General features: G+C 69.4%; 19 protein-coding genes and 1 tRNA gene. 13 read left to right on the forward strand and 7 right to left on the reverse strand.

Going from position 1 to position 20,621, the window contains the following annotated elements:
• Positions 1-5: 5 nt before the first annotated feature.
• Together ASD59_RS07445 and ASD59_RS07450 are read left to right on the forward strand one after the other, a co-directional pair.
• Positions 6-2,744, forward strand: a complete 2,739-nt coding sequence (locus tag ASD59_RS07445; RefSeq protein ID WP_055830387.1) for a valine--tRNA ligase — start codon at positions 6-8, stop codon at positions 2,742-2,744.
• The gene (locus tag ASD59_RS07450) at positions 2,741-3,472 is read left to right on the forward strand and encodes a TlyA family RNA methyltransferase (RefSeq protein ID WP_055830389.1); all 732 of its coding nucleotides are present in this window, start codon (positions 2,741-2,743) and stop codon (positions 3,470-3,472) included. The genes ASD59_RS07445 and ASD59_RS07450 overlap by 4 nt, the downstream gene beginning before the upstream one ends.
• 126 nt (positions 3,473-3,598) lie before the next feature.
• Here the strand turns inward: ASD59_RS07450 and ASD59_RS07455 are convergent, their stop codons facing one another.
• The gene (locus ASD59_RS07455) at positions 3,599-4,291 is read right to left on the reverse strand and encodes a hypothetical protein (RefSeq protein WP_055830391.1); all 693 of its coding nucleotides are present in this window, start codon (positions 4,289-4,291) and stop codon (positions 3,599-3,601) included.
• Between the two features lie 153 nt (positions 4,292-4,444).
• On the opposite strand from ASD59_RS07455, the gene ASD59_RS07460 reads away from it, so the two are divergent.
• Both ASD59_RS07460 and ASD59_RS07465 read left to right on the forward strand, forming a co-directional pair.
• Complete coding sequence (locus tag ASD59_RS07460; protein WP_055830393.1) at positions 4,445-5,689, forward strand: class I SAM-dependent RNA methyltransferase; 1,245 nt, start codon at positions 4,445-4,447, stop codon at positions 5,687-5,689.
• 3 nt (positions 5,690-5,692) lie between these two features.
• On the forward strand, positions 5,693-6,100 hold the full coding sequence (locus tag ASD59_RS07465) for a hypothetical protein (RefSeq protein WP_055830395.1): 408 nt from the start codon (positions 5,693-5,695) through the stop codon (positions 6,098-6,100).
• Here ASD59_RS07465 and ASD59_RS14565 read toward each other — a convergent pair.
• The 4 genes from ASD59_RS14565 to ASD59_RS07480 all read right to left on the reverse strand — a co-directional run bounded on the left by ASD59_RS14565 (position 6,060) and on the right by ASD59_RS07480 (position 9,703).
• Positions 6,060-6,539: an endonuclease domain-containing protein gene (locus ASD59_RS14565; protein ID WP_327019542.1), complete on the reverse strand. Its 480-nt coding sequence runs from the start codon at positions 6,537-6,539 to the stop codon at positions 6,060-6,062. The genes ASD59_RS07465 and ASD59_RS14565 overlap by 41 nt on opposite strands.
• Positions 6,514-7,650 (reverse strand): PA0069 family radical SAM protein, encoded by a 1,137-nt coding sequence (locus ASD59_RS07470; RefSeq protein ID WP_082560105.1) that lies wholly within the window; start codon positions 7,648-7,650, stop codon positions 6,514-6,516. The genes ASD59_RS14565 and ASD59_RS07470 overlap by 26 nt, the downstream gene beginning before the upstream one ends.
• A gap of 206 nt (positions 7,651-7,856) precedes the next feature.
• Positions 7,857-7,941, reverse strand: a tRNA-Leu gene (locus ASD59_RS07475).
• Positions 7,942-8,035: 94 nt separating this feature from the next.
• Positions 8,036-9,703 (reverse strand): amino acid permease, encoded by a 1,668-nt coding sequence (locus tag ASD59_RS07480; protein ID WP_055830397.1) that lies wholly within the window; start codon positions 9,701-9,703, stop codon positions 8,036-8,038.
• A gap of 211 nt (positions 9,704-9,914) precedes the next feature.
• Here ASD59_RS07480 and hrpB point away from each other — a divergent pair, with 211 nt between their 5' ends.
• Positions 9,915-12,338: an ATP-dependent helicase HrpB gene (gene hrpB / locus ASD59_RS07485; protein WP_055830398.1), complete on the forward strand. Its 2,424-nt coding sequence runs from the start codon at positions 9,915-9,917 to the stop codon at positions 12,336-12,338.
• 4 nt (positions 12,339-12,342) lie between these two features.
• On the opposite strand, the gene ASD59_RS07490 is transcribed toward hrpB, so the two are convergent.
• Entirely contained in the window at positions 12,343-13,209 is an 867-nt protein-coding gene (locus ASD59_RS07490; RefSeq protein ID WP_055830400.1) for a M23 family metallopeptidase, read from the reverse strand.
• Positions 13,206-13,943, reverse strand: a complete 738-nt coding sequence (locus tag ASD59_RS07495; protein ID WP_055830402.1) for a hypothetical protein — start codon at positions 13,941-13,943, stop codon at positions 13,206-13,208. The genes ASD59_RS07490 and ASD59_RS07495 overlap by 4 nt, the downstream gene beginning before the upstream one ends.
• 92 nt (positions 13,944-14,035) lie before the next feature.
• Here ASD59_RS07495 and chrA point away from each other — a divergent pair, with 92 nt between their 5' ends.
• From chrA to proS, 8 genes are all read left to right on the forward strand, one after another.
• Positions 14,036-15,241 carry a chromate efflux transporter gene (chrA, locus tag ASD59_RS07500; protein ID WP_200943659.1) on the forward strand — a complete coding sequence of 402 codons (1,206 nt, stop codon included), beginning with the start codon at positions 14,036-14,038 and terminating at the stop codon, positions 15,239-15,241.
• A 156-nt stretch (positions 15,242-15,397) separates the two neighbouring features.
• A complete protein-coding gene (gene rpsB / locus ASD59_RS07505) occupies positions 15,398-16,321 on the forward strand; it encodes a 30S ribosomal protein S2 (RefSeq protein WP_055830403.1) in 924 nt (307 codons plus the stop codon).
• A gap of 92 nt (positions 16,322-16,413) precedes the next feature.
• Positions 16,414-17,355: a translation elongation factor Ts gene (tsf, locus tag ASD59_RS07510; RefSeq protein ID WP_055830407.1), complete on the forward strand. Its 942-nt coding sequence runs from the start codon at positions 16,414-16,416 to the stop codon at positions 17,353-17,355.
• A gap of 174 nt (positions 17,356-17,529) precedes the next feature.
• Entirely contained in the window at positions 17,530-17,961 is a 432-nt protein-coding gene (locus ASD59_RS07515) for a hypothetical protein (RefSeq protein WP_055830408.1), read from the forward strand.
• A gap of 111 nt (positions 17,962-18,072) precedes the next feature.
• Positions 18,073-18,510, forward strand: a complete 438-nt coding sequence (gene mce / locus ASD59_RS07520; RefSeq protein WP_055830410.1) for a methylmalonyl-CoA epimerase — start codon at positions 18,073-18,075, stop codon at positions 18,508-18,510.
• Positions 18,510-18,773, forward strand: a complete 264-nt coding sequence (locus tag ASD59_RS07525) for a DUF1467 family protein (protein ID WP_055830413.1) — start codon at positions 18,510-18,512, stop codon at positions 18,771-18,773. The genes mce and ASD59_RS07525 overlap by 1 nt, the downstream gene beginning before the upstream one ends.
• Positions 18,774-18,780: 7 nt before the next feature.
• Positions 18,781-19,119: a DUF3088 family protein gene (locus tag ASD59_RS07530; RefSeq protein ID WP_055830415.1), complete on the forward strand. Its 339-nt coding sequence runs from the start codon at positions 18,781-18,783 to the stop codon at positions 19,117-19,119.
• A gap of 89 nt (positions 19,120-19,208) precedes the next feature.
• The gene (gene proS / locus ASD59_RS07535; protein ID WP_055830417.1) at positions 19,209-20,525 is read left to right on the forward strand and encodes a proline--tRNA ligase; all 1,317 of its coding nucleotides are present in this window, start codon (positions 19,209-19,211) and stop codon (positions 20,523-20,525) included.
• The last annotated feature ends 96 nt before the right edge of the window (positions 20,526-20,621 follow it).

Raw genomic sequence — 20,621 nt, forward strand, 5'->3', positions numbered from 1 at the left:
CTCCCATGCTCGACAAGACCTTCGATCCGACCGCCGCCGAACCGCGCCTCTATGCGATGTGGGAGGACAGCGGCCTGTTCGCCCCGAAGACCGACGGCGCGGCCGAGGCCTATTCGATCGTCATCCCGCCGCCGAACGTGACCGGTTCGCTGCACATCGGCCACGCCCTGAACAACACCCTGCAGGACATCCTGGCCCGCTATCACCGGATGAAGGGCAAGGCGGTGCTGTGGCTGCCCGGCACCGACCACGCCGGCATCGCCACCCAGATGGTGGTCGAGCGCCAGCTGGCCGCGGCGGGCAATGTCGGCCGCCGCGACATGGGCCGGGACGCCTTCGTGGCCAAGGTGTGGGAGTGGAAGGCCGATAGCGGCGGAACCATCGTCCAGCAGCTGCGCCGGCTGGGCGCCAGCTGCGACTGGAGCCGGGAGCGGTTCACGCTCGATCCGGCCATGAACGCGGCGGTGCGCAAGGTCTTCGTCCAGCTGCACCGGGACGGTCTGATCTATCGCGACAAGCGGCTGGTCAACTGGGACCCGCATTTCCAGACGGCGATCTCGGACCTCGAGGTCGAGCAGCGCGAGATGGACGGCTCCTACTGGCATTTCGCCTATCCGCTGGCCGACGGCGTGACCTATGAGCACCCGGTCGCCTGGGACGGCGACGGCCAGCCTGCGGAATGGGAGACCCGCGACTATATCGTGGTCGCCACCACCCGGCCCGAGACGATGCTGGGCGACACCGGCGTGGCCGTGCATCCGGACGACGCGCGCTATGCGGGGCTGGTCGGCAAGTTCGTGACCCTGCCGATCGTCGGCCGCCGCATTCCCATCGTCGCCGACGACTACGCCGATCCGACCAAGGGCTCGGGCGCGGTTAAGATCACCCCGGCGCACGACTTCAATGACTTCCAGGTCGGCAAGCGGGCCGGGCTGGCGGCGCTGAACGTCATGGACGCCTTCGGCCGCATCACCGCCGCCGACACGCCGGATGTGCCCGCCGACTACGAGGGGATGGACCGCTTCGCCGCGCGCAAGGCCATCGTCGCCCGCGCCGAGGAAGACGGCTGGCTGAAGGAGATCGAGAAGACCCGCCACGTGATCCCGCACGGCGACCGCTCGGGCGTCGTCATCGAGCCGTGGCTGACGGACCAGTGGTACGTCGACGCCCATACCCTGGCCCAGCCGGCCATCAAGGCGGTGGAGCAGGGCGACACTGTCTTCGAGCCGAAGAGCTACGAGAAGATCTATTTCGAGTGGCTGCGCAACATCGAGCCGTGGTGCATCTCGCGCCAGCTGTGGTGGGGCCATCGCATCCCGGCCTGGTACGGGCCGGACGGGACCATCTTCGTCGAGGAGAACGAGGACGACGCCCGCGCCGCCGCGCGCAACCACTACGGGGCCGAAACCGCCCTGTCCCAGGACGAGGACGTGCTCGACACCTGGTTCAGCTCGGCCCTGTGGCCGTTCTCGACCATGGGCTGGCCGGAGAAGACCGAGGACCTGCGGCGCTTCTACCCGACCAGCGATCTGGTGACGGCGGCGGACATCATCTTCTTCTGGGTCGCCCGGATGATGATGATGGGTCTTCACTTCATGGATGAGGTTCCGTTCCGGCGGGTCATCATCAACGGCCTGGTCCGCGACGAGAAGGGCCAGAAGATGAGCAAGTCGAAGGGGAACGTGATCGACCCCCTCGGCATCATCGACGAGCTGGGCGCCGATCCGCTGCGCTTCACCATGGCCATTCTGTCGGGCACGCGAGACATCAAGTTGTCGCGGCAACGCATTGAAGGCTACCGTAACTTCGGCACCAAGCTGTGGAACGCTGCGCGCTTCTCGCAGATGAATGAGGCGAGACGCGTCGAGGGCTTCGACCCGGCGGCGGTCGACCAGACCATCAACCGCTGGATTCGCGGCGAGCTGACGAAGGCCGAGCGCGCCGTCAGCGCCGCCATCGAGGGCGGCCGTTTCGACGACGCCGCCTCGGCCCTGTACCGCTTCGTCTGGAACGTCTTCTGCGACTGGTATCTGGAGCTGGCCAAGCCGGTGTTCATGGGCGCCGATGAAGCGGCCAGGGCCGAGACCCGGGCCATGACGGCCTGGACCCTGGACCAGACCCTGAAGCTGATGCACCCGATCATGCCCTTCATCACCGAGGAGCTGTGGGACAAGCTGGCCGGGGAGGGCGCGGCGCGCGGCGAGGCGACCCTGATCGGGGCCGCCTGGCCGGACCTGCCCGACGCCTTCATCGATGCGGCCGCCGAGGTCGAGATCGGCTTCCTGGTCGAGACCGTCACCACGATCCGGCAACTGCGGGCGGAGGTGAACCTCGCGCCGGGCGCGCGTCCACCGCTGATGCTCCACGCCGGAGACGCCGGCGAGTTCGCTGTGATCAGCGGAAACCGCGACCTGATCGCCTCGCTGGCGAGGGTCGATCTGTCGATCGCGCTGGACGCCGGACAGTTGCCGGGCAAGGCCGTCCGCTTCGTGGTCGGCGCGACGACCGGGGCGCTGGACCTCGCCGGATTGATCGACGTGGCCGCGGAGCGGGCGCGCCTGCTCAAGGAAATCGCCGCCTTCGACAGCGACATCGGCCATGTGAACAAGAAGCTGGGCAATCCCAATTTCGTGTCGCGCGCCTCCCCGGAGGTGGTCGACGAACAGCGCGAGAAACTGGCCGAGGCCGAAGCCGGCAAGGCCAAGCTGCAGGCGGCGCTGGCGCGGCTGGACGCGGTGGGGTGACCAGGGTCCGGCTCGACCAGTTTCTGGTCGCGCGCGGCCTGGCCGAGAGCCGGGCGAAGGCGAAGGCGGCCATTGAGGCCGGCGGGGTCACCGTGGACGGCGCGGCGGCCAGGGCCGCGTCCCAGGCCGTGGCGGACGACGCCGTCGTCACCTACGCCGACGCCCACCGCTGGGTCGGGCGCGGGGCGCTGAAGCTGGATCACGCCCTGACCCTGTGGCCGGTCCCGGTCGAGGGCCGGACGGTGCTGGACGTCGGGGCCTCGACCGGCGGCTTCACCGAGGTCTGCCTCGAGCGCGGGGCAGGGCGGGTCTATGCGGTGGATGTCGGTTCGGGCCAGCTGCACCCGCGCGTCGCGGCCGACCCCCGGGTGATCAACCTCGAACATACCGACGCCCGCCACCTGACGCCCGGTCTGATTCCCGATGCGCCGCAGCTGATCGTCTGCGACGCCAGCTTCATCGGCCTGGCCAAGGTGCTGCCGGCGGCGCTCGCGCTCGCCGGGCCCGGGGCCGATCTGATCACCCTGGTCAAGCCGCAGTTCGAGGCGGCCGTCCCGGGCGGGGCGAAGAAGGGCGTGGTCAAGGACCCGGCCACGCGTCAGGCGGCGCTGACCGCGGTCTCCGCATGGATGGAGGAACAGGGCTGGTCCGTGCAGGCCGCGACGGAAAGCCCGATCACCGGCGCCGACGGCAACGTCGAATTCCTGCTCTGGGCTTCGCGGCGATAGCTGTCGCGCGGCGAGCGCCAGAGCGCCCACAAGGAAAAACCCCCGGTGGATTGCTCCACCGGGGGTCTCCGTCACGTCGCCGATCGACAGGGGGGCTGAAAAATAACCGGCGACGCAATTCCGTGATCAGTAGCGGTCGGGGCAGGACTGCTCGTATCGGGTGACATAGCGACCGTCGTAGGTCCGGCTGCGGACCTCGACCGTGCGGCAACCGGTCTGCGAATAACCCGACTGGCCGTAACCGGACTGGCCATAGCCGGACTGGTACGAGCGGTCGTAGTCGCGGTCATAGCCGCGGTCGTACGACTGATAGCCATAGCTTTCGCTGTACGGCGCCTGGCTGCCGTAGCGTGACCGGTCATCGTAACGCGGCTGGCCATAGCCCGACTGGTCGTACCGGTAGTCGTAGCGGGCCTGATCGCCGCAGTCGCGGGCCGAGCTGCCGCCGACGGCTGCGCCGACCACGGCGCCGAGGACGCCGCCCAGAATGCTGCCTTCGGTGCGGCGACCGCGGGCGGCCAGCTGCGAACCGGCCACAGCGCCGAGCGTCGCGCCGACGGCGACGCCGCCGCCCTGGCGGCCGCTGCGGTCGGAGCGGCAGCTGTCATAACCGTAGCGCTGGTCGCCGTACCGGTCGTCCTGATAGCCGTAACGCGACTGATCGTAGTCATAGCGCGGGCTGTAGGCGCCCGAGCCGTAGTTCTGCGCGCCCTGATAGCTGTAGGCCTGGGCCGAAGCCGCGGTCGGGACCAGCAGGGCGCCGGCGGCCGCGAGGGCGGTGGCGGCGGCGGCGGTCTTCAGGGTCAGGCGGGCGAACATGGTGGTCGATCCTCGGTGGCGGGGACGAGCCGAACGATTGGCGTCCCGGTCTGTTGCATCGGTTTATGGGCGCGTGAAGCTGAACGGCTTTTGAGTGGTCCGTTCATCTTCGTTCAGGTTTCACAAGCCGTCCGGAGCCTCTAGGAACGGGCCATGACGGAAACGCTGACAATCGCGCGCGTGGGCGGGCAGGGCGACGGGATCGCCATGACCCCCGACGGTCCGGTGTTCGCGCCCCTGACCCTGCCGGGCGAGGTCGTGCGCGGCGAGGTCCGCGACGGCCGTCTGGAGGCCGTAGAGATCCTGACGCCCAGTCCCGAGCGGATCGCGCCGGTTTCACCCCACTATGGCGACTGCGGCGGCTGTTCGCTGCAGCACTGGGCGGCCGGTCCCTATCTGGACTGGAAACGCGAACAGGTCCTGCTGGCTCTGGCGCGCGAGCGGATCGAAACCGACGTCGAGCCGACGGTGGCCGTTCCCGCCGGGACTCGCCGACGGCTGGCCCTGCACGCCCGACGCGGCGAGGACGGGCGGGTCGTGCTGGGATTCAAGGCGCGCAAGAGCTGGCGGCTGGTCGAGGTCACGGCCTGCCCGGTGGCCGATCCGCGACTGGTGGCGGCCTTTCCGGCCTTGAGGCGAATCGCGGACGCCTTTCTCGAGCATCCGAAATCCGCTCCCACCTTGCATGTGACCTGGACCCTGACGGGGCTGGACGTCGATGTGACGGGGGTCGAGCGGCGTTCCGGGGGGCTGTCGGGCGACGCCCGGATGCGCGCCATCCAGGAGGCGGCGGCCGCTGATCTGGCGCGGCTGAGTCTGGCGGGCGAGACCCTGATGATGGAACGCCAGCCCCGGGTGGCGTTCGGCGACGCGACCGTGCCCCTGCCGGCGGGCGGCTTCCTGCAGGCCGTGCCCGAGGCGGAGGCGGCCATGGTCGAACGCGCGGTCGAGGCGGTGCGGGGCGCCAAGAAGATCGCGGACCTGTTCTGCGGCGCGGGGACCTTCACCTTTCCACTGGCGAGGGTGGCTCCCGTTCTGGCGGCCGACGCCTCGGCGGCGGGGATTGCGGCGCTGAAGGCCGGGGTGGGCACGGCCAAGGGTCTGAAGCCGATCACGGCCGAGGCCCGCGACCTGTTCCGCCGGCCGCTGGCGCCGTACGACCTGCGCGGCTGCGACGCCGTGGTGATGGACCCGCCGCGCGCCGGGGCGATCGAGCAAACGAGGCAGTTGCCGGGGACAAAGGCGGCGGTCGTGGTCGGCGTGTCCTGCAACCCGGTGACCTTCGCCCGCGATGCGCGCATCCTGATCGACGCCGGCTTCCGGCTCGAACGGGTCACGCCGGTGGATCAGTTCCTGTGGTCAGCCCATGTCGAGCTGGTCGGCGTTTTCAGGCGGTAGGTCATGTCCATGAACGATGATGAGCCCGATGAGGACGGCGGCGGTTTCGACGCCGAGGACTGGACCCGTCTCACGCCCTTCACGGGCGCGGTGGCGACGCTGGACGACGTCCAGGCGCGCCGGGCCGTCTTCGCCCTGGGCGATACCGACGATCCGCGCCCCATCGTCATGGATCTGCCGCAGCCGGTGATCTGGTGGGACGACGACGGCGAGCAGGCGGCGGTGGCCGTGCAGGCCGAGACGCATCTGGGACCGGACGGCGAGGAGATGGAGGTGCTCGGCCTGATCCTGCCGGACGGCGGCGGGGCGGTAGCCCTGATGGAGGACGTCGACCTGGTCGACGCCTCCGATCCGACCTGGCGGGACCTGGTCACCCGCGCGATCGATCCGTCGGCGGCGTACGAGGACTAGAAGCTGATCCCTTCCCCATTTCGGGGGTGCTTGGCCGATCGTATACGATCGGCCTGCGTGGGCGGCGAAGCCGCTCGGATGGGGGCCTGCCTGCCGCCTCGCGGATGGCTGCAATGACAACATTCGGCTTCCCGAGAATGTCGCCGTTGGAGAAGCGAAGAACCCTGACTCCTTGGGATGTCAGCCAATCGTCCCGTTTCGCATCGTCAAACGTCCGCAATGCATGAACGCCCCCGTCAGCCTCGATGATCAAGCGAGCCGACAAACAGGCGAAGTCGACCACATAGAACCCGATCGGAACCTGCCGCCGGAAGCGAAGACCGTCGACATTCCTGTCACGAACCAGAGACCGGAAGAAATCCTCGGCCCGCGTCGGCGTCTTGCGCAAGCGACGCGCCCGTCTGATCGTCCGTTCAGGCTGCATCCGGCAAGCCCCCATCCGTCTCGCTCCGCGAGCCACCTTCCCCCGAAATGGGGGAAGGAAGGTCAAAGAGATCGCCCTGGAGTTTGGCGTCCGCCGGAACCCGGAACTTCGTCTCGTCCACCGGTCGCCGCGGCGCACCCAGCCCATATCGTTTGACGGCGGCGCGGAACCGGGCGCCGATCAGTTCGGCCACCGGCCCCGTGCCCTTCATCCGCTGCGACCAGTCGGGATCGTAGTCGCGGCCGCCCCGCGTCTGGCGGATCAGGGACATGACCCGGGCGGCCCGGTCGGGCCGGGCGTCGGCCAGCCACTCGCGGAACAGATCCTTGATCTCGAGCGGCAGGCGCAGGGTGACGTACATGGCGGACACGGCGCCCGCCTTCGCGGCGGCTTCCAGCACGGCTTCCAGTTCATGGTCATTGAGGCCGGGGATGACGGGGGCGAAGCCGACGGTGACCGGAACGCCGGCCTCGGACAGCCGGCGGATCGCCTCCAGCCGTTTCGCCGGGGTCGAGGCGCGCGGCTCCATGGCCCGGGCCAGGCCGCGGTCCAGGGTGGTGATCGAGACGCAGGCCGAGGCCAAGCCTTCCGCCGCCATGGCCCCGAGAATATCGGCGTCGCGGGTGATGAGCACCGACTTGGTGATGATGCTGAACGGATGCCGGAACCGCTGCAGCACCTCGAGGATCGACCGGGTCGACTTCAGCTCGCGCTCGACCGGCTGATAGGGGTCGGTGTTGCCGCCTATGTGTATCCGCTTGCAGACGTAGCGGGGCTTTGAGAGTTCCTGCTCCAGCAGACCCGCGGCCTCGGGCTTGAAGAAGATTCGGCTCTCGAAATCCAGGCCCGGGGATAGGCCCATGAAGGCATGGGACGGACGGGCGTAACAGTAGATGCAGCCATGTTCACAGCCCTTGTAGGGGTTGATGGACCGGTCGAAACCGATGTCCGGACTGGTGTTCCTCGCGATAATCGTCCGGGCGTGTTCGGGCGTCAGGGTCGTGCGCAGGGGCGCGGCCTCGGCGTCGTCGGTCGTCCAGCCGTCATCGAAGGCCTGCACGGTTTCCGGCTCGAACCGGCCCGTCGCATTCGATCGCGCGCCCCGTCCTTTCGCCGCTTCAGCCATGAGGGAGAGGATAGCAGCGCAAGGGAACAAAGCAAGAACATTATGATCCCATTGGACCGTCATCCTCGGGCTTCACCCGAGGATCGGATGATCCGTCGCTGCTCTTGAAGTGTTGGCCCGGGATCACGGGCCTGTCCCTGCCGCCGTCCCGCCCGGCCTCTGATCCTCGGTTCAAGCCCGAGGATGACGACAGTCGATGGGGAGTATGGTGCGGATGAGAGGACTCGAACCTCCACGCCTTGCGGCGCCAGAACCTAAATCTGGTGCGTCTACCAGTTCCGCCACATCCGCTCAGGTAGGGGAACAGCCTCTAGGCGAGACGGCAGAAAAGCGAAAGGCCCGGGATCGCTCCCGGGCCTTTGCCTTGTTCGGACGGATCGGAAGATCAGTCGTCGCGCTTCGGGTCGACGCCGCGGACGAAGGCGTCCGTCGCGCTTTCCAGCTTCACGTCCTCGGTGATGTCGATCCCCTTGGCCAGCTTGGAGTGCCAGAAGCCGTAGAGGATGTAGACCACCGCGCCGACCGCGGCGTAGCCGCCCAGGATGGTCAGCGGCAGCGGATTGCCGTCCATCGCGTGCTGGATCATCGGCCAGAAGTTGAAGCCCGCCAGCGCCAGGCAGGACAGGATGCCCAGCACGGCGGTGACGATGCCGCCCGGCACCTTGAACGGACGCTCCATCTCCGGATGCTTGATGCGCAGGAAGATCACGCTCAGGCAGACGATCGAGAAGGCCACGGCCGTGCCCAGCGACACCAGATCGCCGAGGATCGAGATCGGCAGGAAGGACGCCGCGACCGCGATCACGATGCCCAGCAGGATGGTGCCGATCCACGGGGTGCGGAACTTCGGATGGATGATGGCGAAGGCCCGCGGCAGCAGGCCGTCGCGCGCCATGGTGTAGAAGATGCGCGTCTGGCCGTAGCACAGCACCAGCATGACCGAGGACAGGCCGGTGATGGCGCCGACCTTGATCAGGAAGCTGATCAGGTTCAGCGGGCTGCCGTCCGGCGTCAGGAAGGGCGTGTCGGCCCATTCCAGACCCATGCGGTCGATGGCGACGGCCACCGGCGCCGGGCTGGCCAGCTCGAGATAGGGCACCACGCCCGTCATGACCGCCGCGACGGCCATATAGATCAGGGTGCAGACGATCAGGGCGCCGAGGATGCCCACGGGCACGTCCTTGGACGGGTTCTTGGCCTCGGCCGCCGCGGTCGAGACCGCTTCGAAGCCGACGTAGGCGAAGAAGATGATCGAGGCGCCGCGCAGGATGCCGGTGGCCCCGTACTCGCCGAATTTGCCGGTCGTGTTCTCGGGGATGAAGGGCACCCAGTTGGCCGGGTTGATGTACTGAACCCCGACCGCGATGAAGGTCAGCAGGACGACGATCTTGATCATCACGATGATGTTGTTGATCGAGGCCGACTCGCTGACGCCGAGAACCAGCAGGCTGCACACCGCGGCGATGCCGATGGCGGCGACCAGGTTGAAGGTGCCGGTCAGCGGGAAGCTGGCGACGCCCGTGTCCGAGGTCACGGCCTGGATCAGCGGCGTGGCCCAGGAGGGGCCTTCGCCGCCGGCGTACTGGATCATCGGGAACAGGCCGTCGGCCACCCCGAAGTCCCGCAGGATCGAGACGACATAGCCGGACCAGCCGACCGCGACGGTCGAGGCGGCGACGCCGTACTCAAGCACCAGCAGCCAGCCCATGATCCAGGCGAAGACCTCGCCCAGGGTGCCGTAGGCATAGGTGTAGGCCGAGCCGGACACCGGCATGGTCGAGGCCAGTTCGGCGTAGCACAGGCCCGCCAGGCCGCAGGCGATGCCCGCGACGACGAAGCTGAGCATGATCGCCGGACCCGCGTGCGCGGCGGCGACCTGGCCGGTGAGGACGAAGATGCCGGCGCCGATGATGGCGCCGATGCCGAGGCTCATCAGATTGATGGGGCCCAGCGAGCGCTTCAGCTCGCTCCTGGCCGCTTCCTTCTGGATCTGGGCTACGGATTTCTTGAGGAACAGGCGGTTCCCCTTGGGCCTAAGGCCTTCTGCGGACATCGAGTCTCGCCCCCTGATACACGGCAAGCCCTCCCCGGGCCGCCTTCAATGGCGCGGACGCTAGCGGCGGACGACCTCGCTGGCAACGCGGTTTCCGATTGATGAAGGGCCGAAGACGCTTTCGTGAAAGGGAATTCTGGTTGGCGGTCCTGCTTCGCGCTAGTTGAGCCCGGATTGTCGCGTCTGTCCCGCTGACCGAGTCTGCCCCTCCATGCTGCCCATCCACGCCGTCCTCGAGCCGCTGAAGGCCGCCCTGTCGACGGGCAATGTCGCCGTGCTGGCCGCCCCGCCGGGCGCGGGCAAGACCACGGTCGTGCCCTTGGCCCTGCTGGGCGAGTCCTGGCTGGACGAGGGCCGGGTGCTGGTTCTGGAGCCTCGCCGGCTGGCGGCGCGGGCGGCGGCGGAGCGGATGGCGTCGTCCCTGGGCGAACAGGCCGGCGACACGGTCGGATACCGCACCCGCCTGCAGAGCCGGATCGGCCCGCGCACCCGGATCGAGGTGATCACCGAGGGTGTGTTCACGCGGATGATTCTGGACGATCCGGGGCTGGAGGGCGTCGGGGCGGTGCTGTTCGACGAATTCCACGAGCGCTCGCTGGACGCCGACCTCGGACTGGCGCTGGCGCGCGAAAGTCAGGCGCTGCTGCGCGACGACCTGCGGCTGCTGGTCATGTCGGCGACCCTGGATATCGCCGGCGTGTCGGGGTTGCTGGGCGGCGCGCCGGTGATCGAGGCCGAGGGCCGGATGTTTCCCGTCGAGACCCTCTACCTCGGCCGCAACGCCGCCGAACGGATCGAGGACGCCGCGGCGCGGGCCGTCCGGCTGGCCTTGGGCGAGCAGACGGGGTCGGTGCTGGTCTTCCTGCCGGGGCAGGGCGAAATCCATCGCACGGCGCAGCGGCTGAAAGAGGCGGTGCGCGACCCGTCCGTGGACATCACGCCCCTGTACGGCGCGCTGGATGCGAGGGACCAGGACCGGGCCATCCGGCCGGCCGAGCCGGGCCGGCGCAAGGTGGTGCTGGCGACCTCGGTGGCCGAGACCAGCCTGACCATCGAGGGCGTGCGCGTGGTCATCGACGGCGGCCTGTCGCGCGTGCCCCGGTTCGAGGCGTCCAGCGGCCTGACGCGGCTGGCGACGGTGCGCGTCAGCCGGTCGTCGGCGGAACAGCGGCGCGGTCGGGCCGGTCGCGTCGAGCCCGGCGTGTGCTACCGCCTGTGGGACGAGGCGGCGACGCGCGGTCTGGTCCCGCATCAGCGGCCCGAGATTCTGGAAGCCGACCTGACGGCCTTCGCCCTCGATCTGGCGCGCTGGGGCTCGCGGACCACCGAGGCCCTGGCCTTGCTGGACCAGCCGCCGGTCGGCGCCTTCGCCGAGGCGCGCAAGGTGCTGCAGCGGCTGGACGCGCTGGACGCCGACGGCGGGCTGACCCCGCACGGACGGCGGCTGACCCGCATGCCGCTGCCGCCCCGGCTGGCGCATATGGTCGCCGTCGCCAGCGACCTGGGCGACGCTTCGCTGGGCGCGCGGATGGCGGCGGTGCTGAGCGAGCCGGGGCTGGGCGGGAACGATGTCGACCTGCGCGAACGGCTGCGTGAGATGGCGCGCGACCGGTCGCAGAGGGCCCGCGACGCGCTGAAGCTGGCCGACCGCTGGGCGCGCGCCGCCGGGGGCGGGCAGGGCGGCGAGGCGGACCCCGGGACCCTGCTGGCCGAAGCCTTTCCCGAGCGGGTGGCCAAGGCGCGGGGCAAGCCGGGCGAGGTCCTGCTGGCCTCGGGCCGCGGCGCCTTCGTGGAGCCGACGGACCTGCTGGCGCGGGAACCCTGGCTGGCCGTGGCCGAGCTGGGCGGCGGAGACGCCCGGGACCGCATCCGGCTGGCCGTCCCCGTCGACCCGGCGGCTCTGGAGCGGCGACTGGAGGCAGAGGACCGGCTCACCCGCGAGCCCTCGGGACGGATGACCCTGCGCCGCGTGCGCCGCATCGGCGCGATCGTCGTTGACGAGAAGATCGTCGGCGCGCCGGACCGGGCCGCGATCACGGCGGCGCTCAAGGGCGAGGTCGAGCGCGCCGGGCTGGCGGACCTCAAATGGGGCGAGCGGGCCGCGGGCCTGCGGGCGCGGCTGGCCTTCCTTGGTGGCCTGGACGCCGGTTGGCCGGATGTCTCGGACGCCGGCCTGCTGGCTTCGCGGGAAATCTGGCTGTGGCCGTTGCTGGAGACGGTTCAGTCCGTGGACGCCATCGCCGACGGCGCGCTTGAGGCGGGTTTGAAGACGCTGGTCGCCTGGGACCGGCAGCGCGCCCTGGACGAACTGGCGCCGGCGCGGCTGCAGACGCCGTTGGGCTCGGCGGCGATCGACTACGCCGCCCATGGCGGGCCGCGCGTGGACATCCGGGTGCAGGAGCTGTTCGGCGTGACGGCGCACCCGACGGTCGGAGGCGGACGGATACCCCTGACCCTCGCCCTGCTGTCGCCCGCGCGCCGGCCGGTGCAGGTGACGAAGGACCTGCCCGGTTTCTGGGCCGGCAGCTGGGCGACGGTGCGGGCCGAGATGCGCGGCCGCTATCCGCGCCACCCCTGGCCCGAGGACCCGACGAAGGCGGAGGCGACCAGCCGGGCCAGGCCGCGCGGGGCCTGAAGCCTCAGGCTGCGCCGTTCAGCATCCGGCCATAGCTGTCGACCAGGCTGGTGTAGGTCGGCACGAAGTTGACGCTGGCGGGACTGCCGGCGATCGACACCGGGGCCTTGATCTCGAAATGCAGGTGGATGGTCGTCGCATTGCCGCCGAAGTCGGCCGAGGCCTTGCCGATGTGCTGGCCGCGTTCGACGTTGCGCGAGGCCATGGTCGGGAACAGGGCGTTCACCCCCGGCATGTCCATGTGCAGATAGCGGTAGATGCGGCCGGAATCGCCCAGCAGGGTGACGGTGTAGCTGCCGATGGAGGTGATGCGTCCGCTCTCGGCGGCGACGATCCAGTGCACCTTCTTCACGCAGGTGGCGGGACGGATGTCCTGGCCCTGATGCCCCCGGCCAGCGGGGCACATGCCGTTGGTCCACGACCTGGTCTCGCAGAAATTGTCGCGCCACGGATAGGCGTAGTTGCGCGGATCGCATTGACCCCCCGGTCCCGGCGCCGCGAACCCGCCATAGCCGTAGACCTGGGAGTTGGCGTAGGCCGGCCCGGCCTCCATCGGGAAGCGCATGCCCGCGGCCCACAGGGTCGCGTCGGTCGCCCCGCTGCCGGAACCCGGGGGCAGGGCGCCGCCCGGGTCATGAGGCCAGGTGACGGGTTCGGGGACGGGCGGCGTCTCGGGCACGGGGTCCGCGACCGGTTCCGGCTCGGGCATCGGCGCGGGCGGGACCTCGCCGGGCGGAGGGGCGGGCTCCGTCGGGGTCGCCACAGGCGCCGGCGGGTCGGTCTTCAAGGGCGGCGCGGCCGGGTCCTGGGCGCAGCCGTTCGGCGAGCAGGCCGTCAGCAGCAGCAGGGCGGCGAGGGTCAGACGCTTCACGACGCGCCTCCGCCGATCAGTTGCAGGGTCGAGGCGAAGGCGATCGCCTCCGGCTCGGTGCACCCCGCCGCGCCGGGGCCCTCGCAGATGAAGCTGACATTATAGGCGGCGCCGAAACGGCTGAAGGTGACGTCGACGCCGTACTCCGTACGTTCGGTCCGGACGTTGGTCAGGCCCTCGGTCCGCGCCTGGGCGGCCGCGCGCGAGGCGACGGGCGGAAGGCGGGCGGCGGCGATGCGGGGGCCGGTCCGCGCGATCGTCGCCGCCGGCGCCGTCGGCCGGACGGCCGTGAGGGCGCCCGCGGTCGGGGCGGCCGTCGGCGGTTGCTGCGGCGAGGCGGGCGCCAGGGGCGACTGGAAGGCCTTGGTCGCGCCGTAGATCTCGATGATCTGCTCGCCGCGCTGAACCACCAGCATATAGTGACGGTCGCCGGTGAAGATGCGGGCGGTGCGCAGCAAGGCGGGGTCGGCAGGCGCCAGCACCGGCACGGGCGAGGCGTCGGCGACGGTCAGGACACGCTGCGACACCGGGTCCTGGTTCAGCACGCCGCGCAGCCGGGCGGTCAGCGGTTCCTTCTGGGCCGCGGCGAGGGCCGCGTTGTCCGCGCGCGAGCGGGGCAGGTCGACCTGGGTCGCGGCGACGGGCGATGGCGCTGGCTGCTGCGAGGTGGCGACCCCCGCCAGCGCGGCGGCCAGAATAACGCCTCCGGCGAAGGCTCCGGCGCGGAAATTCATGTGACTGACCCTCCCGACGTTAACTATATCGTCGTTCTGCGAAGGTTGCGAGAGGGGCAGACGAGGCGGGGCGAAACTGGCAAACTTCGAACATGGCCGAGGATGTCGAGTTCCGTCCGCCGGACATGTCGTACCCGGCGTTGTTCCTGCGCTTCCTCAGGTTCGGCGTTCTGGCTTTCGGCGGACCGGTCGCCCAGATCGCCATGGTCCGGCGCGAACTCGTCGAGCAGGAGCGATGGATTTCCGGCGCCCGCTTCAACCGGCTGCTGGCCGTCATGCAGGCCTTGCCCGGTCCGGAGGCGCACGAGCTCTGCGTGCATCTCGGCATCCACGCCAGGGGACGGCTCGGGGGATTGCTGGCCGGGCTGGGGTTCATGCTGCCAGGTTTCGCCCTGATGTTGCTCGCCGCCTGGGCGTATTTCCGCTTCGACGTGGATCGGGGTCTGGCCGGGGCCGCCCTCATCGGCGCGCAGGCGGCCGTCGTCGCGCTGATCGTGCGGGCCGCGCACCGGATCGGGGCGCATGTTCTGATAGACCGCGGCCTCTGGACGATCGGCGTCGCGGCCGGCGCGGCGACCCTGCTGGGCGCGCCCTTCTGGATCATCCTGCCGGCCGGAGCGGCGATCCACGCCCTCGTCAGGACCGGTCGGCGCGGCGCGGCGGCGCTGCTGCTGGTTGTCAGCGCCGTCATGGTGGTGATCTGGTTTTTCGCGCAGCAACCGGCGACGACAGCAGCGACGGCGGGGGCGCCGCCCCCGGGCGAGGGTTCCTGGCCGCTGCTGTTCGTCTCGGGACTCAAGGCGGGCCTGCTGACGTTCGGCGGGGCCTACACGGCCATCCCCTTCCTGCGTCAGGATCTCGTGGGCCGCGGCTGGCTGGGCGACGGGACCTTTCTGGACGGGGTCGCCGTGTCGAACATCCTGCCCGCGCCCCTGATCATGTTCGCGACCTTCTCCGGTTATGCGGTGGGCGGCCTCCCGGGAGCCGTGGCCATCACGGCGGGAGTCTTCCTGCCGGCCTTCGCCTTTTCCATGATCTTCTACGACCGACTTGAAGCCGTGGTGTCCGAACCCCGCATCCGGGCCGCCCTCGATGGCGTGGCCGCGGCCGTTGTCGGTCTGATCGCGGCGACGGCGATCAGCCTCGCGGCCGGCCTGACGGGCTCGCCGCATCCCCCGGCCTCTGTCATGATCGCCGGTGCGGCGCTGGCGGCTCTGTACCTCACCAAGAACCGGTACGCCCCGCCCGTTCTGCTGCTGCTGGCCGGGCTCGCGGGGCTCGGGGTCGCCCTGGTCTGACCACGCCGCTTGCCTTTCCAGCCCATCCGGCCTACATGCCCGCCCACTTCACACGCAGGCGTGGCGCGGTCAGGGAGAAATCCTGTTCGCTCCGTTCCGAGGACTTCGGTCTTTACAGCGCCTGCGGCGGATCAATCGGATAAAGGACTACCCCTCATGGCTCTGCCTGAATTCTCCATGCGTTCGCTGCTCGAAGCCGGCGCCCACTTCGGCCACCAGACGCACCGGTGGAACCCAAAGATGGAACGCTACATCTTCGGCTCGCGCTCGAACATCCACATCATCGACCTGTCGCAGTCGATCCCGCTGCTGCACCAGGCGCTGGTCGCCGTGCGCGACGTCGCCGCCAAGGGCGGCCGCGTCCTGTTCGTCGGCACCAAGCGCCAGGCCGCCGATCCGGTCGCCGAAGCCGCCAAGCGTTGCGCCCAGTACTACATGAACAACCGCTGGCTCGGCGGCACCCTGACCAACTGGCGCACCGTGTCGGGCTCGATCGCCCGCCTGCGCGAGCTGGAAGGCCTTCTGGAAGCCGGCGGCGAGGGCCGCGTCAAGAAGGAGCTGCTGAACCTGCAGCGCGAGAAGGACAAGCTCGAGCTGTCGCTGGGCGGCATCAAGGACATGGGCTCCATCCCGGACATCATGTTCGTGATCGACACCAACAAGGAGGCCATCGCCATCCTTGAAGCCCGCAAGCTGAACATCCCGATCATCGCCATCCTCGACACCAACTCGGACCCGGACGGCATCACCTATCCGATCCCCGGCAACGACGACGCCGCCCGCGCCATCCAGACCTACTGCGACCTGATCGCCGACGCCGTCCTGGACGGTCTGGCCGCTGGTCAGGCTTCGGCGGGCGTGGACCTGGGCGCCGCCGTCAACCCGGACGAGCCGATGCTGCGCGAAGCCAAGGCTCCGAAGGCCGCCAAGGCCGTTGAAGCCGAAGTGGCCCCGGCCGAGGCTGAAGCCGTCGCCGAGGAAATGATCGCCGCCGCCGAACCGGCCGTCGCCGACGAAGCCGCCCAGGTTGCGACCTCGGAAGCCAACGACGCCGTCGAAACCGAGGAAGCCGCGGTCTAAACGACCCCGCTTCCCGACGGCGAAATCAATACGCGGCCGGGCCCCTCAACGGGTCCGGCCGTTCCCGCATACGCATACCAAGGAGATACCCCATGGCCGAGATCACAGCCGCCCTCGTGATGGAACTGCGCGCCAAGTCCGGCGTCGGCATGATGGACTGCAAGAAGGCGCTTCAGGAGACCGACGGCGACATCAACGCGGCGATCGACTGGCTGCGCGCCAAGGGCCTGTCCAAGGCCGCCAAGAAGGCCGACCGCGTCGCCGCCGAGGGCCTGGTCGCCGTCGCCTCGAAGGAAGTCGGAGCCGGTGAAGTCGGCGCCGCCATCGAGTTCAACGCCGAGACCGACTTCGTCTCGCGCAACGAGCTGTTCCAGAACGCCGCCAAGAGATTCGCCCAGCTCGGCCTCGAGCACGCTTCGGTCGAGGCGCTGCACGGCGCCGAGCTGGAAGCCGGCAAGACGGTCCAGGACGAGGTCACCAGCATGATCGCCACCATCGGCGAGAACATGCAGCTGCGCCGCGCCGCCCGCCTGTCGGTCGACGAGGGCGTCGTCGCCTCCTACGTCCACAACGCCGTGTCGCCGGGCGTCGGCCGCATCGGCGTGCTGGTCGCCCTGCACGGCGGCGGCGACAAGACCGCCCTGCGCGAACTGGGGCGCAAGATCGCCATGCACGTGGCCGCGACCGCTCCGCTGTCGCTGAACACCGACGATCTGGACCCCGCCGCGATCGAGAAGGAACGTCAGGTCCTGACCGAAAAGGCCAAGGAAGAAGGCAAGCCGGAAGCCATGATCGCCAAGATCGTGGAAGGCCAGATCAACAAGTTCCAGAAGGACGTGGTGCTGATCAAGCAGCCGTTCGTCATGAACCCCGACGTGACCATCGAACAGCTGGTCGCCGACGCGGGCAAGGAACTGGGCGCGCCCGGTCTGCACCTGGCCGGCTTCGTCCGCCTCGCCCTCGGCGAAGGCGTCGAGAAGGTCGAGGGCCCGGACTTCGCCACCGAAGTCGCGCAGATGACCGGCGGCCAGTAAGGCCGGCGCACAACCGATCGACGAAGGGGCCGGCGAGCGATCGCCGGCCCTTTTTGTTGGCCCGGCGCCGATCTGGCTATTGGCCCGCTTTGCGGTAGGCTTCCTGCTTTGCCGGAGGGTCCCTTGTCGCCAGTTCTGCTTCTCTTGCTGCTCGGAAGCCCCCAGGATCCGGCTGTGAGCGCGGCCGCCGAGCCCTGGGCCATGGTCCGCTGGACCCTGCCCATGCCCGGGGCGCAGCGCGGGTCCGACATGTGGTACCGAAGGCCCGTCCATGTGGTCTCCGAAGACGGCCCGATCGTGCAGATCGAGGCTCTGACGCCCATGGAGTACGGGCCCGATGGCGCCGTCGTCGGGCACGTCCGCTATGTCAGCCAGCTACATTGCGGAACGACCAATCTGCGCGGGGTCCCGGGACCCGGAGAGGCGGTCGAGCCATGGGGTCCGCCCCCGCCCGAATTCAGTCCGCCCTACGAATTCATTCGCGCCGTGTGCGAGGAAAAGCGCCCCTACGACACCGCCGCCAGTCCCGAGCAGGCCCTCGAGAAAAGCGCCGAAAACGAGCGCCGGTGGCGGCTCCGCGTCGAAATGGGACGCACCCGCCCCTGACGGAGGTGCGGGCGCTCAAACGCCCGGTTTGCGGCGCAGGCGGCGGATCGCGCCGGCACGCGACAATCACGACGCCTTCTCCGCTCGGCCCACACCGGCTAAACCAGCCGGATGATCGGTAGACTCAACCACGTCGGCGTCGCCACGCCCTCCATCGAGGCCAGCGTCGCCCTGTACCGCGACATGCTCGGGGCCACGAAGGCGCATGCGCCGTTCGACCTGCCGGCCCAGGGCGTGCGCGTCTGTTTCATCGACCTGCCCAACAGCCAGATCGAGCTGATCGAGCCGCTGGGCGACGACAGCCCGATCCACGGCTTCCTGGCCAGGAACCCGAAGGGCGGCCAGCACCACGTCTGTTTCGAGGTCGCGGACATCCTCGCCGCGCGCGACGCCCTGCGGGCCAGGGGCGCGACCATCCTCGGCACGGGCGAGCCGCGCATCGGCGCCCACGGCACGCCGATCATCTTCGTCCATCCGAAGGACATGGGCGGGGTTCTGGTCGAACTGATGGAAACGCCCTCGAGCTCTAACCAGCACGGAGCCCACTGATGCCGATCGGCCCGATCACCATGCTCGCCATCTACCTCGTCTGCTGGTGGACGGTGCTGTTCGCCGTCCTGCCGCTGGGCACGTCGAGGGAAACGCATGAGCCGCCGACCGACGGCGCCCAGTGGGGCGCGCCCGTGAAGCCGGACCTGAAGCGCAAATTCCTCACCACCACCTGGGTCGCGGCCCTCGTCTGGGCGCTGGTGATGGTCCTGGTCTACATCGGCTGGATGCCGCTGCCGGACCTGGCTCCGCCGGCTTCGTGACGCCGCCATGACCGACCGCCTTTTCCTTCTCAATCCCGGCTGGACCGACGAACAGGGCGGGCCGTGGTATTGCCCCGCCGGCGCGGTCCTCGAAGGCGTGCTGGCCTTCTATCCCGACCTGAAGACGCAACTCGACATCACGCGCCTCGACCACCCGCGACCGCGCCTGCCGGTCGTCGAACTGGTCGGCGAGGCGCACCAGAGTTGCCCGATCCTGGTCCTCGACGAAACCTTCGACTGGCCCGAGGCCCGGACCAGTGAAACGACCGGAAAACGCTTCCTGCAGGACCAGGCCATCATCCCCTATCTGGCCGCGCGATACGGCATCGGCCTGCCGCATCCCTGAGCGATCCCGCGCGTTTGTGACGACCGCCTAGCTTTCGCCCCGTCCGAACGGCTAAAGCGGTGCTTCACCTCTGTCCCCGGATTCTGCCCATGCGCCTGTCGCGCTATTTCCTGCCCACGCTCAAGGAGGCGCCTTCGGACGCCCAGATCGTCTCGCACCAGCTGATGCTGCGGGCCGGGATGATCAAACAGGAGGCCGCCGGCATCTACGCCTGGCTGCCGCTGGGCCTGCGGGTGCTGAACCGGATCGAGCAGATCGTGCGCGAGGAGCAGGAGCGGGCAGGGGCCGTCGAACTGCTGATGCCCACCCTCCAGCTGGCCGACCTGTGGCGCGAGAGCGGCCGCTACGACGCCTACGGCCCAGAGATGCTGCGCATCACCGACCGGCACGAACGCGAACTGCTGTACGGGCCCACCAACGAGGAGATGATCACCGACATCTTCCGCGGCTTCGTGAAGAGCTACAAGGCGCTGCCCCTGAACCTCTTCCACATCCAGTGGAAATTCCGCGACGAGCGCCGTCCGCGCTTCGGCGTCATGCGCGGCCGCGAATTCCTGATGAAGGACGCCTATTCCTTCGACATCGACGAGGCCTCGGCCCGCAAGGCCTATAACCGCATGTTCGTGGCCTATCTGAACACATTCGCCCGCATGGGGCTGAAGGCCGTGCCGATGCGCGCCGACACCGGCCCGATCGGCGGCGACCTCAGCCACGAGTTCATCGTCCTTGCCGACACGGGCGAAAGCCAGGTCTTCTGCGACCGCAAGCTGGTCGAGATGCCGGCGCCGGGCACGGGCGTTGACTGGGACGACCTGCAGGCCATCGTCGACGAGCGGATCTCGATGTACGCCGCCACCGAGGAAATGCACGACGCCGCCCGCTTCGAAAGCGAGACCGCCGAGGGCGACCGCCTGACCGCGCGCGGCATCGAGGTCGGTCACATCTTCTATTTCGGCACGAAGTACTCCGCCCCGATGAAGGCGAAGGTCGCCGGGCCCGACGGCAAGGACACGGACGTCCACATGGGCAGCTACGGCGTCGGCGTGTCGCGCCTGCTGGGCGCCATCATCGAGGCCAGCCACGACGAAAGCGGCATCATCTGGCCCGACTCCGTGGCGCCGTTCGACGTCGTGGTCATCAACCTGCGCGCCAGTGACGAGGCCGTCTCCGCCGCCTGCGAGGAGGCCGTGGCCAAGCTGGAGGCCCTCGGCAAGGACGTCCTCTACGACGACACCGACGAACGCCCGGGCGGCAAGTTCGCCACCGCCGACCTGATCGGCATCCCCTGGCAGCTGACCATCGGGCCCAAGGGCCTCGCCGACGGCGTGGTCGAGCTGAAGCGCCGCGCCACCGGCGAGAAGGTCTCCGTTCCGCTGGACGAGGCCCTGATGCGGGTGCGCGGATGAGTCTGGCCAGCGCATTCCTTCCCCCATTTCGGGGGAAGGTGGGCCGCGGAGCGGCTCGGATGGGGGCTCTTTCCGTACCCTGTCCCGTCGAATCCA

The sequence above is a fragment of the Brevundimonas sp. Root608 genome, assembly GCF_001427825.1.
In the GTDB taxonomy this organism is placed as follows: domain Bacteria; phylum Pseudomonadota; class Alphaproteobacteria; order Caulobacterales; family Caulobacteraceae; genus Brevundimonas.

Coding starts and splice junctions, on each gene's coding strand:
- ASD59_RS07480 (WP_055830397.1), bottom strand. CDS start 9,703: ATGTCCGCAGAAGGCCTTAGGCCCAAGGGGAACCGCCTGTTCCTCAAG.
- tsf (WP_055830407.1), top strand. CDS start 16,414: ATGGCCGAGATCACAGCCGCCCTCGTGATGGAACTGCGCGCCAAGTCC.
- hrpB (WP_055830398.1), top strand. CDS start 9,915: ATGCTGCCCATCCACGCCGTCCTCGAGCCGCTGAAGGCCGCCCTGTCG.
- ASD59_RS07460 (WP_055830393.1), top strand. CDS start 4,445: ATGACGGAAACGCTGACAATCGCGCGCGTGGGCGGGCAGGGCGACGGG.
- proS (WP_055830417.1), top strand. CDS start 19,209: ATGCGCCTGTCGCGCTATTTCCTGCCCACGCTCAAGGAGGCGCCTTCG.
- ASD59_RS07445 (WP_055830387.1), top strand. CDS start 6: ATGCTCGACAAGACCTTCGATCCGACCGCCGCCGAACCGCGCCTCTAT.
- ASD59_RS07525 (WP_055830413.1), top strand. CDS start 18,510: ATGCCGATCGGCCCGATCACCATGCTCGCCATCTACCTCGTCTGCTGG.
- rpsB (WP_055830403.1), top strand. CDS start 15,398: ATGGCTCTGCCTGAATTCTCCATGCGTTCGCTGCTCGAAGCCGGCGCC.
- mce (WP_055830410.1), top strand. CDS start 18,073: ATGATCGGTAGACTCAACCACGTCGGCGTCGCCACGCCCTCCATCGAG.
- ASD59_RS07530 (WP_055830415.1), top strand. CDS start 18,781: ATGACCGACCGCCTTTTCCTTCTCAATCCCGGCTGGACCGACGAACAG.
- ASD59_RS07455 (WP_055830391.1), bottom strand. CDS start 4,291: ATGTTCGCCCGCCTGACCCTGAAGACCGCCGCCGCCGCCACCGCCCTC.
- chrA (WP_200943659.1), top strand. CDS start 14,036: ATGGCCGAGGATGTCGAGTTCCGTCCGCCGGACATGTCGTACCCGGCG.
- ASD59_RS07495 (WP_055830402.1), bottom strand. CDS start 13,943: ATGAATTTCCGCGCCGGAGCCTTCGCCGGAGGCGTTATTCTGGCCGCC.
- ASD59_RS07470 (WP_082560105.1), bottom strand. CDS start 7,650: ATGGCTGAAGCGGCGAAAGGACGGGGCGCGCGATCGAATGCGACGGGC.
- ASD59_RS07465 (WP_055830395.1), top strand. CDS start 5,693: ATGTCCATGAACGATGATGAGCCCGATGAGGACGGCGGCGGTTTCGAC.
- ASD59_RS14565 (WP_327019542.1), bottom strand. CDS start 6,539: ATGGGGGCTTGCCGGATGCAGCCTGAACGGACGATCAGACGGGCGCGT.